This is a genomic window from Streptomyces odonnellii, from assembly GCF_000981895.1.
GTDB classification, from domain to species: domain Bacteria; phylum Actinomycetota; class Actinomycetes; order Streptomycetales; family Streptomycetaceae; genus Streptomyces; species Streptomyces odonnellii.
This window is the reverse complement of record NZ_LATD01000292.1, coordinates 1-11114: the sequence shown is the minus strand read 5'-3', so window position 1 is coordinate 11114 and position 11114 is coordinate 1. Positions and strand designations below refer to the sequence as shown.

Here is an 11114-nt window from a genome sequence, read left to right as displayed (position 1 = left end):
GCGTGGAGGCATGTGGGGCGGGTGGGGCCGGCTCCGCCCGGACCGGGGCCCCGTCGTGGCGCTGCATACCGGCACATACGTAGCAATGGCCCCCCCGGCTACACCCCCGGCCCTCATACCCCGGTGGGGGACTCCGTCCACCCGGGGAGCAGGATGGTGGGACCATGGAAATGTCCGCAGGGGCCGAGCATGAAGTGTGGAGGGGATAGATGGGCGAGGATTTCGGCCGCTACCGCGGCACGGAGAGCAGGATTCCCCAGTGGCTGCGCAGGCGTCCCAAGAAGACCGCCGCGAACTCCGCGCCCGACGGTGACACGGCCGGCCGGGAGGCGCTGCTCCTCGCGGTCGCCGGTGCCGGTATGCCCCTCTCGCCCGCCGCGCATCCGGTCGGCTACCGGTGTTCCTGCGAGCGGATCGGCTGTCCCACCCCGGCCAGGCACCCCCTCTCCTTCGCCTGGCAGACCCAGTCCACGACCGACCGGGCGCAGATCGAGCGCTGGGCGCGCAGCCAGCCCGAGGCCAACTTCATCACCGCGACCGGCATGGTCCACGACGTGCTCGACGTACCGCTGGAGGCGGGCAGCCGGGCGCTGGAGCGGCTGCTCGAACAGTCCGTCGAGGTGGGTCCCGTGGCGGACTCCGGCGACGACCGGATGCTCTTCTTCACCGCCACCCGGGGCACCCCGGAGGACGAGGACGAGTGGTGGCCCTGTGAGCTGGACTGCCACCCCGAGACCATGGACGAGCACCCGGGGCTGCGCTGGCACTGCCGGGGCAGCTATGTGCTCGTACCGCCGGCGCGGCTGCCGGGGGAGCTGTCCGTACGGTGGCTGCGCGGCCCGGAACACCCGCTTCCGGACCCGCTGACCCTGCTGGAGACCCTCACGGACGCCTGCGCGTGGTACGCGGTCGAGAACGAGGAACTGGACCATCACGCGGTCGCCTGGCCCCTGGGCCGCTGAGCCCGGCCCCGCGCGTCGGCCGCCGCGCCCCGGCCCGAAACGGAAGACGGCCGAAGCGCTGGGCACGGCCCACGGCTGACGCCGGTCAATGCGCCGGTTCCCCGCCCGAGGCGGATGGAGGCCGACGCGCCGGCCCCCCGTCCGTGGCTGTCGCCGGTCAACGCGCTCTGCGCCGTCCGTGGCCGACGCCGACCGAAGCGTTGGGCCCGGCCCGAGGTGCTGACGCCGGTCAATGCGCCCGTACCCCCGCCCTAGGCGGATGAAGGCCGATGCGCCGCGCCCCTGCCCGAGGCGCTGACGGCCGGCCAGAGCGCCGAGCCCCGGCCGCCGTCCGTGGCCGACGGCGGCCGACGCCAGCCGAAGCGCCTGGCCCGGTCCGGGCGCGCCCGGACCCCGTCGACCCCCTACGACCCCTTCGCCGCCGTCACTCCCTGGAGGCGGCCCTCCACCACCACTTCCGGGGACGCCGCATCGCTCCCCGGCACCAGGACCGTCTGGCTGGAGAGCCACTCCTTGGTGATCGTGTCCGTCACCTGGCCCTCCAGCAGCGCCCGTACGTCGTCGTTCACCTGGAGCCGCACCTCCTTCGCCGCCGTCTGCCGCTCGAAGAAGCGCGTCGCGAAGAAGACCAGCGCGTCGCCCTCCTTCGTCCGCAGGCCCAGCGGCGCGAAGTCGCCCTCGGTGACCGGCTGGTCCACGTACTGGGTGGTGAGGCCCGGCAGCCGGGCCTTGTCCGCGCGCTCCTTGCGCCAGGCGTCCGTGTGCGGGCCCGCCGCGAAGTGCTCCGGCTTGCCGGTCGAGAGGTACGAGGCGTACTCCTCGCTCAGATCGCGCGGCGCCACCGACACCTTCGTACTGTCCGGCTCCACCGCCTCGCCCCAGCCGTCCTCGTCCGTCCTGAACTCGGGCACCTGGTCGGGGGCGAGGATCGTCAGATAGGCCGCTTCCCAGCGCTTCTCGGGGGCGGAGCGCAGAAAGACCACCAGCCACCGGAAGGCCGGGCCGTCCGCCGTGTCGCGGTTGCTCCTGGTGTCCGCGACGAACCAGCGCGGCCAGCCCGCCTTCTTGGGGATCGTGAACTTCGCGTCGGTCAGCTCCAGCGGCTGGTGTGCGGAGTTGCCGTCCGGGTTCGTGATGCTCCGCGCCTTGAGCCCGGCCTGGTTGATCAGGCCGAGCGCGCCGGTGACATGGTCCGCGTCGAGGGTGGGATCGTACGCCTTGTCCGCCTTGTTGTACGCCTCGGTGAAGTCCTTCAGCGCCTGCGCGGCCTCACTTCGCTTGGCCGACGGTACGACCGCCAACTCCCCGTGCACCGTCACGCACCCGCTCGCCGTCAGCGACAGCGCCATCACCGTCGCGAGCCCCGCCGCTGCCCGAATCGGCCTGCTCAGCCTGCTCATCGGTCGCCTTCTGCTCCTGAGACCGGTCGGTCTTGACCCCCACTGACCGTCCGAACCCTACCGGGGCCAGGAACAGTGCGAGCGTCGGGACCAGATACAGGCCCCAGACAATGACCTGAAGCACCGTCGGGTCGGGCTGGAAGTTGAACACGCCCTTCAGCAGCGTCCCGTACCAGCTGTCCGGCGGAATCGTGGTGCTGATGTCGAACGCCTTGTCCGCGAGACCGCCCAGGAAGCGCGCCTCCTGGAGGTCGTGCACGCCGTACGCCAGCACGCCCGCGGCGACGATCACCAGCATCCCGCCGGTCCAGGTGAAGAACTTGGCGAGGTTGATCCGCAGCGCGCCCCGGTAGAAGAGCCAGCCCAGCACCACCGCGCTGGCGATCCCCAACAGGACGCCGATCAGCGGGGCATGGGTGCCGTCCGAGGAGGCGCGTACCGACGCCCAGACGAACAGCGCCGTCTCCAGACCCTCCCGGCCCACGGCCAGGAAGGCCGTCGCCACCAGCGCGCCCGTACCCATCCGGAGCGCCGCGTCCAGCCTGCCGTGCAGCTCCGACCTCAAGTGCCGTGCCGTACGCCGCATCCAGAAGACCATCCAGGTAACCAGCACCACGGCGAGGATCGACAGCGAACCGCCGAGCGCCTCCTGCGCCTCGAACGTCAGCTCCTGCGAACCGAATTCGAGCCCGAAGCCGAAGGCGAGCGCGAGGACGACCGCCACGCCGATGCCGGCCCAGATCGGGCGCAGCGCGTCGCGCCGCTCCGTCTTCACCAGATACGCGACCAGGATGCAGACGACGAGACTGGCTTCAAGACCCTCGCGCAGACCGATCAGATAGTTTCCGAACACGTCGGAACTCCCTTCGGGGGATCAGGAGATCAGGGCCCGGCCCCACCAGTCGTCCTTGTCCCGGACGCCCGGCGGGATCGCGAAGACCGCTGAACCCACGTGCTGGATGTACTCGTTGAGCGCGTCGGAGCGCGCGAGAGACCGCTGTACGGGGATGAAGGCGTCGCGGATGTCCCGCTGGTACGCCAGGAAGAACAGCCCCGCGTCGAGCCGGCCCAGACCGTCCGTGCCGTCCGTGAAGGAGTAGCCGCGCCGCAGCATCCGCGCCCCGTGGTGGGAGTCCGGGTGCGCCAGCCGTACGTGCGAGGTCGGCAGCATCGCGCGCAGATCGGGCTTGTCGTGCTCGCGCGCCCTGCCGACCGCCGCGCCCTCGCCCTTGTCCCGGCCGAAGACGTCCTCCTGCTCCTGGAGGGACGTACGGTCCCAGGTCTCGATCCGCATCGAGATCCGCCGGGCGACCAGATAGGAACCGCCCGCCATCCAGTCGGGACCGTCCTTCCCCGCCACCCACACGTGCTTGTCGAGCGCGGCGGTGTCGGTGCCGGCGATATTGCTGGTGCCGTCCTTGAAACCGAAGAGGTTACGGGGGGTCTGGGCATGCGGCGTGGTCGACGAGGTCTTGCCGAAGCCGAGCTGCGACCAGCGGACCGCGACCTTGCCGAAGCCGATCCTGGCCAGATTGCGGATCGCGTGCACGGCGACCTGGGGGTCGTCCGCGCAGGCCTGCACACAGAGATCGCCGCCGCCGCGCGCCGGGTCGAGATTGTCGCCGGGGAACTTGGGGAGGTCGACGAGGGCGGCGGGGCGACGGGCGGCGAGACCGAACCGGTCGTCGGCGAACAGGCCCGGTCCGAAGCCCAGCGTCAGGGTGAGCCGGGACGGCCTCAGGCCGAGTGCCTCGCCGGTGTCGTCGGGCGGGGCCTCGGGCAGCCCGCCGTACGCACCCTCGCCCACCGCGTGCCCGGCGGTCATCCGCTCGGCGGCCCGTGTCCAGTCCTTCAGCAACTGGGCCAGTTCCGCACGGTCCTCGGTGGTCACATCGAACGCGGCGAAGTGGAGCCGGTCCTGCACGGCCGTGGCGATACCGGACTGGTGCGGACCGTGGAAGGGGACGGCCGCGCCGGTGTCGACGGCGGGCGCCGCGGAGTCGCCGTCCCGGACGGCCGCGACCGCGCCCCCGGCGGCGACCGCGCCGAGCGCGAGTCCGGCGCCGCCCCAGCCGAGGAGGGAGCGCCGGGACGGCTTGGTCCTGTCGACGGCCCGGGTGCTGCCCCCGCTCGGAGCGTCGCCCTTGTCCCGGGGGCCGTGCCCGTCCTGTGTGCCGGCCCTGTTCTGCGTGTCGTCCGTCATGGCGCGAGCCCTACTTGACGACGGCGGCGGCGAGCTTGGAGAGCGGCTCGGCCAGTGCGTTCACACCGTCCGACAGCTCCTTGCGCTGTGCCTTGCCGACCTTCTCGTACGAGGTGAAGTCGTACGAGTCCGGGGCGTCGCGGTACTTGTCGAGCAGTGTGTTCAGCGCGGCGAACTGCTTGTCCAGCTCGGTCACCAGCGCCGGGTCGTTCTTCGACGCGACCGGCTTGAGCAGCTCGTACGACTTCTGCGCGCCCTCCACATTGGCCTTGAAGTCGACCAGGTCGGTGTGGCTGTAGCGCTCCTCCTCGCCGGTGACCTTGCCCGCGGCGACCTCGTCGAGGAGTTCCTTGGCGCCGTTGGCCATGGAGGTCGGGGTGATCTCCGCCGTGCCGACGCGCTTCTGCCAGTCGGCGAGGTCCTTGTCGAGCGTGTCCGCGAGGGCCGTCGTGTCCGGGCCCAGCTTCTTGTCCTGCCAGAGGGCCTTCTCCAGGCGGTGCCAGCCGGTCCACTCCTGGCCGGGCTCCAGACCGTCGGCGCGTACGTCGACCTTCGGGTCGATGTCGCCGAAGGACTCGGCCACCGGCTCGGTGCGCTCCCAGCCGATGCGCGAGGGGGCGTACGCCTTCTTCGCCGCCTCCAGATCACCGGCGCGCACGGCGTCGGTGAATGCCCTCACCTTCGGCAGCGTCTCATCGGCCTGCGCCTGGACGTACGTACGGTACGCGGCGACCGCGGCGTCCATCTCCGGGCTGCGCTTGACGGGCGTACCGCCGGTGGCCGTGACCTTCTGGCGGATGCCGTCGCCCTTCATCCCGGGCTTGCACACGATCTCGTACGAACCGGCCTTCACCTCGGCGGTGACCTTCGCCTTGGTGCCGGGGCCGATGTTCTCGCGCTCGGTGACGATGCGGTCGTCCGGGAAGAGGACATAGACCTCGGTGACCTTGGAGCCCTTGTTCTCGACGGCCAGTTCCACATGGCCGGCGGGGAACTCGTTCGTGGACAGCTCGCAGGCGTCGTCCTTCGCGGTCACCTCGACAGTGCCGGCGCCCGAGCCGGCCTTGGCGTCGCTCTTCTCGGCGCAGCCCGTGACGGCGGTCAGGGCGGCCACCGCGGTGACGGCGGTGACGACGGAGAGACGGGCAGGTCGCATGCGGGGCTCCACGATGGCTGGAATGTGAGGGTGACGGTGGCTGGAGTGCGGAGGTCAGGCGCGCCTAACCTAACTGAGGCTTACCTTGGCTGCGCTCGTTAGTCCAGTGATTCAGCTCTCACTCCCCGTGTGGGGTCGGGTGCGGATACGGGGAGGTCACGGGCGGCTTTCCGGTAGACCAGGGTTGAGTAAAGGGCGGGTCAAGTGACCGGTTTCGGGGCCGGTGTGTTGATGTGTCTCGGGGCGGTGATCCGGGACGCGTCACCGTTCCGGAATGACGAGCGGGACGCCCGTGCGGGGATGCGGGAGCACCTCGACGGGCTGCCGGTAGACACGGCTCAGCAGCCCGGCGCCGAACACCTCGGCGGGCGGGCCCTCGGCCGCGATGCTTCCTTCGTGAAGTACGGCGGCCCGGTCCGCGTGCGCGGCGGCGAGCCCCAGATCGTGCAGGACGACCACGACGGCGTCGCCCGCCGAGGCCCGGTCCCGGCAGATCCGCAGCACCAGTTCCTGATGGCGCAGATCGAGCGCGGCGGTCGGCTCGTCGAGCAGCAGCAGCGGGGCGCGCTGGGCGAGGACCCGGGCGAGCGCGACGCGGGCCCGCTCGCCACCGGACAGCGCGGAGAACGGGCGCGCGGCGAACCCGGCGACCTCGGTCGCCGCCATCGCCGCCGCGACGGCGGTCCCGTCCTCGTCCTCCAGCGGGGTCCCGGCCCAGGGCGCGCGGCCCATCCGTACGACCTCGGCGACCGGGAAGGGGAAGGAGAGCGTGGCGGCCTGGGGCAGTACGGCGCGGCGCAGGGCGAGTTCGGGCGCGGACCACTCGTGTGCGGGGCGGCCGTCGATCCGTACCTCGCCGCGGTCGGGCCGCAGATCGGCGGCGAGTGCGGCGAGCAGGGTGGACTTCCCGGCCCCGTTGGGCCCGACGAGCGCGAGCACCTCACCGGCGCGCGCGACCAGCCCGACCCCGGCGAGCACCTCACGCTGCCCGAGCCGGACATGAAGGTCCCGGGCTTCGGCGAGGGGGGTCCCGGCGGGGACGGGCGCGGGCAGCGAGCGCCGACGGGCGGCGAAGAGGGCCGTGATGGTCATGGGCGGCTTCCTTGTCTGCGGCGGGTTCCGCGTGGCGGCCAACTGTGTTTGCCCGGGGGGCAACCCCCCGGACCCCGGCAGGGGTCTGCGCGTGCTCATGCCCAACCGCCCTGTCCGCGGCGCGTTCTGCGTAGCAGCCAACTGTGTTTGCCCGGGGGACAACCCCCGGATCCCCGGCCGGGGTCTGCGCGTGCTCATGCCCAACCGCCCTGTCCGCGGCGCGTTCTGCGTAGTAGCCAGAAGAAGAAGGGGCTGCCGAAGAGTGCGGTCAGGACGCCCAGGGGGAGTTCCGCCGGGGCCGCGACCGTGCGGGCCGCCAGGTCGCCCGCGAGCAGCGCCAGCGCACCGCCGAGCGCGCTGCCCGGGACCAGGAGGCGATGCCCCGGACCGTTCGCCATGCGCAGCAGATGAGGTACGAGCAGCCCCACGAACGTGATGACCCCGGCCACCGCCACCGCCGCCGCCGTCAGCAGCGCCACCACCAGCACCAGCACGACACGGAGCCGCTCCACGTCCACCCCGAGGTGCCGGGCCGGCCGTTCGCCGAGCGCGAGCAGGTCGAGCTTCCGTGCGTAGAAGGGCGCCACCGCCAGACCCGCCACCGCGCACGGCAGCACCGCCAGCACCTTCGGCCAGGTCGCCTGCGCCAGCGAACCGAGCTGCCAGAACGTGATCTGGGTGATCTGCGCGTTGTCCGCGAAGAAGATGAACAGCCCGATCAATGCCCCGGCGAACGCGTTCACCGCGATGCCTGTGAGGATCAGCGTCACCACTTCCGTACGGCCGCCCGAGCGGGACAGCACGTACACCAGCAGGACCGTCGCGAGGCCCGCGACGAACGCGCAGGCCGTCACCGTCCAGTTGCCGAAGAAGCTCAGCCCCAGCGCGATCGACGCCACCGCGCCGACCGCCGCGCCCGACGAGATCCCGATCACGCCCGGCTCGGCGAGCGGATTGCCGAACACGCCCTGTGTCAGCGCGCCCGCGCAGCCCAGCGAGGCGCCGACGAGCAGCGCGAGCACGACCCGGGGCAGCCGGACGTTCCACAGGACGCTCTCGCCGACACGGTCGAGCGCGGCGCCGCCGAGCCCGGTGCGGTGCAGTACGGAGGAGAGGACATCGCCGAGCGGGATCCCGTACGCGCCGATCCCGGCGGAGAGCAGACAGAGCAGAACGAGGGCCGCGAGCAGTCCGCCGGTCAACAGCGTCGCCCGGCCCGGCGGTTGCTTCCTGCCGGCGCCGGGAGGCGCTGCGGCTTCCTCAGGGGGCGGCTGCTTCCGTATGGCCGGTGCGGGTGTCGGTGCCTGTGTCGTTGCCGGTTCCGGTGTCGCCGTCACCTCAACTCCCGTTCGGATAGAGCTGCTCGACGATCGACCGCAGCACCTCGTCCGTACGCGGCCCGTAGTTCAGCAGCACCCCGTCGTCGACCGAGACGACCCTGCGGTCCATCCCGGCCGGTGTCTCCGCGACCCCCGGGATCCTCACCAGGCCGTCCACCCCGCCCACGGACTCAAGTCCCTTGGTCATCACCAGGATCGCGTCCGGCGCGGCCTTGGCGAGCGCCTCACTTGTGATCGCGGTGAAGTCCTTGCGCAGCCCCGACTCCTTGCCCGCGTCCACCGCTCCGGCCGCCTCCAGCAGGGAACCCGCCCCCGAATCGGCGCCGCCGAGCAGATAGACCGAGGCCGAGCCACGCAGATAGAGGAACGCGACGCGCGGTCTCCGCTCGCCGTCGCGCGCCGGAACGTCCTCCTGTACGGCGGCGATCCGTGCGGCCGTACGCTCCTTCAGCTCCACGCCCGCCGGCCGGACACCCAGCGCCCCGGCCACAGTGTCGATGCGGCGGGCGATGTCGTCGAGGCTCTTCGCCGGTTCGACGACCACCAGCGGAATGCCCGCGTCGCGGATCTGGCCGATGGCCTCGGCGGGGCCGGTGGTGGTGTCGGCGAGGACCAGGGTCGGCTTGAGCGACAGCACACCCTCAGCCGAGACGTCGTGTGCCCGGGTCACCAACGGCAGGTCCGTGGCCTGTTCGAAGGTGGCGGTGATGTCGCGGGCCACGACCCGGTCGCCGAGGCCGAGGGTGAAGACGATCTCGCTGAGCGAGCCGGTCAGCGGCACGATTCGGTCGGCCGAGGCGACGGTGACCGCGCGGCCGTCCGCCGAGCGCACGGTGACCGGGAGGCGGGGCCGGGGCGTACCGGCGAGGGGTTCGACCCGGTCCGCGGTCGCCGCCGCAGCCGTCCTCGTAGCTGTGTCGCTGCCGGAGGCACCGCTGTCGCCACTGTCGCCCCCGCTGCCGCAGCCCGTCAGAGCCAGGGCGAGGACGAGAGCGAGCGCGGAGGGAAGCGCACTCGTCAGGCGTGATCTGCGCACGTAGTGCACCGTCCTGTTCTTTCGCGTTCTGTTTCGGTCTGTTCGTTGTTTCCGTGGGTGAAGGGTTCCGGATGGGACCGGATGTAGCTTAGGTTAGCCTTACCTTGTTTGCCCAGCTCCGCGTTCCTCTTCGTTCCTCCGCGGGAGTCACCCCATGCCGTCCTTCAGACCCGTACGCCTCTGTCTCGTCCTGCTCCTGCTGGCGCTGCCGGTGGCCCTGCTGCCGACCGCCGACGCGCAGGCGGCGGACCGTACGGTGCGGGGCGGAAGGCTCGACTGGGGGATCAAGTCGTCGTTCCTGGGCTACATCACCGGCCCGATCGCGGGGGGAGGCTGGGCGCTCACCGGGGGCGCGGCCACGGTGGGCAGCGGGTTCCGGTTCCACTCGGCGAACGGTTCGTACGATCCGGCGACCGGGGCGTTCCGCGCCGGTTTCTCCGGCGGGGTCCGCTTCACCGGCCATCAGAAGGCGGACGGTACGTATGAGCTGGACCTCACGATCAGCCGTCCCGCCGTCCGTATATCCGGTGGCAGCGGCACGCTCCTCGTCGATATGACGAGCAGGGCGAAGGGCTCGGGCAAGCTCACGCGCTCCTCGCGGGTGCCGCTCGCGTCGCTCGATCTGTCGGGGATCGACATGCGGGGCGGCGGCAGTCCCGTAACCCTCGACAACGTTCCGGCGACGCTGACTTCGCAGGGCGCCACCGCCTTCGCCGGGTACTACACGGCCGGTACGCCGCTCGATCCGGTGAGCCTGTCCGTGGATGTGGCGGCGGAGGGGCCCGCGGAACCGGCCACGAGCGAGCCGCCCGGAAGCGAGCGGTCCGAGGGCAAGCCGTCCGGAAGCGAGCCGTCCGGGAAGCAGCGCGAGACCGCCGGGCGCTTCCGGACCGCGGCCGTCGACTGGGGCGTGCGCCGGACCTACCGCGAGTACGTCACCGGCCCCATCGCCAAGGGAAAGTGGACCCTGAGCGGCGGTGCCCAGGACGGCGGCGCGTTCTTCCGCTTCCCGCGCGGCACCGGCTCGTACGACGCACCGAAGGGCACGCTCGACGCGGACTTCGCCGGTACGGTTCGCTTCACGGGCACCGGCCTCGATCTGACGCTGACCCGGGTCGCCGTCCGGGTCGGCGGCGGCAGGGGACGCTGTACGCCGATGTCACCGACGCGGCCGAGGGCAGTCCGCCGCGCGAGCGCGTGCCGCTGATCACCTTCGCGGCCAAGGACCTCACACCGAAGCAGGGCCTCGCCGTACTCACCGAGGTGCCCGCGACCCTGACACCCCAGGGCGCCACGGCCTTCGGCGCCCTCTACGCGGCGGGTACGGCGATGGACCCCGTCTCACTCGCGGTCGCCGTCGACACCAGGGCCCAACTGCCCGCGCTGCCCGATCTGGGCAGCGACGCCCCGGCCGGGGCGGAGCCGAGGCACGCGGCCTCAGCGGACGCCACGGAAAGTCCGGCGAGTCCGGAAGGCCCCACCGACCCCGTCGCGGAAGCCGCCTCCTCGCAGTCCTCGCCGTCCATCGGCGCGGGGGCGTACGCGGCGATCGGCGCGGGTGTGCTCGTCGTCGCGGGAGCCGCGGTCCTCCTGGTCCGTTCGGCCCGGGCCCGCGGGCGCCACGGCGCATCCGCCCCCGCGTCCGCCGCCGACACCACGTCCGCCTCCGCGCCCGCCTCCGCGTCCGGCCCCACGGCCGGCCCCACGTCAGCCTCCGACTCCGACGAGGGCTGACCTCCCCCACGCACCGCACGGGCGTCCCCGTGCACCCCGTACCACCACTCCACGCACCACACCATCGAGGAGAACACCGCCCATGGCAGCCATACGCCGCCCCATCACCCTTGCCGCCGCCATCGCGACGGCCGCCGCCCTCGGCGCCCCCGCCTTCGCGCTCCCGGCGCTCGCCGCAGGCACCCCCGCCG

8 protein-coding genes and 1 pseudogene are annotated in these 11114 nt (G+C 72.2%); 2 read left to right on the top strand and 7 right to left on the bottom strand.

The genetic code is table 11. The features are described 5' to 3' along the window. Nucleotides 1-209 precede the first annotated feature (209 nt). Nucleotides 210-962, top strand: coding sequence for a bifunctional DNA primase/polymerase (locus WH07_RS25425; RefSeq protein ID WP_046504534.1), 753 nt, complete (start codon nucleotides 210-212; stop codon nucleotides 960-962). A 404-nt stretch (nucleotides 963-1366) separates the two neighbouring features. On the opposite strand, the gene WH07_RS25420 is transcribed toward WH07_RS25425, so the two are convergent. The 7 genes from WH07_RS25420 to WH07_RS25395 form a co-directional block, all read right to left on the bottom strand. Further along, on the bottom strand, nucleotides 1367-2311 hold the full coding sequence (locus tag WH07_RS25420) for a hypothetical protein (RefSeq protein ID WP_052744560.1): 945 nt from the start codon (nucleotides 2309-2311) through the stop codon (nucleotides 1367-1369). Further along, a complete protein-coding gene (efeU, locus tag WH07_RS36385) occupies nucleotides 2232-3215 on the bottom strand; it encodes an iron uptake transporter permease EfeU (RefSeq protein WP_052744559.1) in 984 nt (327 codons plus the stop codon). The genes WH07_RS25420 and efeU overlap by 80 nt, the downstream gene beginning before the upstream one ends. A gap of 21 nt (nucleotides 3216-3236) precedes the next feature. Then, nucleotides 3237-4565, bottom strand: a complete 1329-nt coding sequence (gene efeB, locus WH07_RS25415; protein WP_079023553.1) for an iron uptake transporter deferrochelatase/peroxidase subunit — start codon at nucleotides 4563-4565, stop codon at nucleotides 3237-3239. A gap of 10 nt (nucleotides 4566-4575) precedes the next feature. Next, entirely contained in the window at nucleotides 4576-5721 is a 1146-nt protein-coding gene (gene efeO, locus WH07_RS25410) for an iron uptake system protein EfeO (protein WP_046504529.1), read from the bottom strand. A gap of 261 nt (nucleotides 5722-5982) precedes the next feature. Beyond that, nucleotides 5983-6813, bottom strand: a complete 831-nt coding sequence (locus WH07_RS25405) for a heme ABC transporter ATP-binding protein (RefSeq protein ID WP_046504527.1) — start codon at nucleotides 6811-6813, stop codon at nucleotides 5983-5985. 194 nt (nucleotides 6814-7007) lie between these two features. Beyond that, complete coding sequence (locus WH07_RS25400; protein ID WP_232789059.1) at nucleotides 7008-8018, bottom strand: FecCD family ABC transporter permease; 1011 nt, start codon at nucleotides 8016-8018, stop codon at nucleotides 7008-7010. A 133-nt stretch (nucleotides 8019-8151) separates the two neighbouring features. Further along, nucleotides 8152-9189, bottom strand: a complete 1038-nt coding sequence (locus WH07_RS25395) for a heme/hemin ABC transporter substrate-binding protein (protein WP_232789058.1) — start codon at nucleotides 9187-9189, stop codon at nucleotides 8152-8154. Nucleotides 9190-9343: 154 nt separating this feature from the next. On the opposite strand from WH07_RS25395, the pseudogene WH07_RS25390 reads away from it, so the two are divergent. After that, nucleotides 9344-10923 (top strand): annotated as a pseudogene (locus WH07_RS25390) (HtaA domain-containing protein). Nucleotides 10924-11114: the final 191 nt, after the last annotated feature.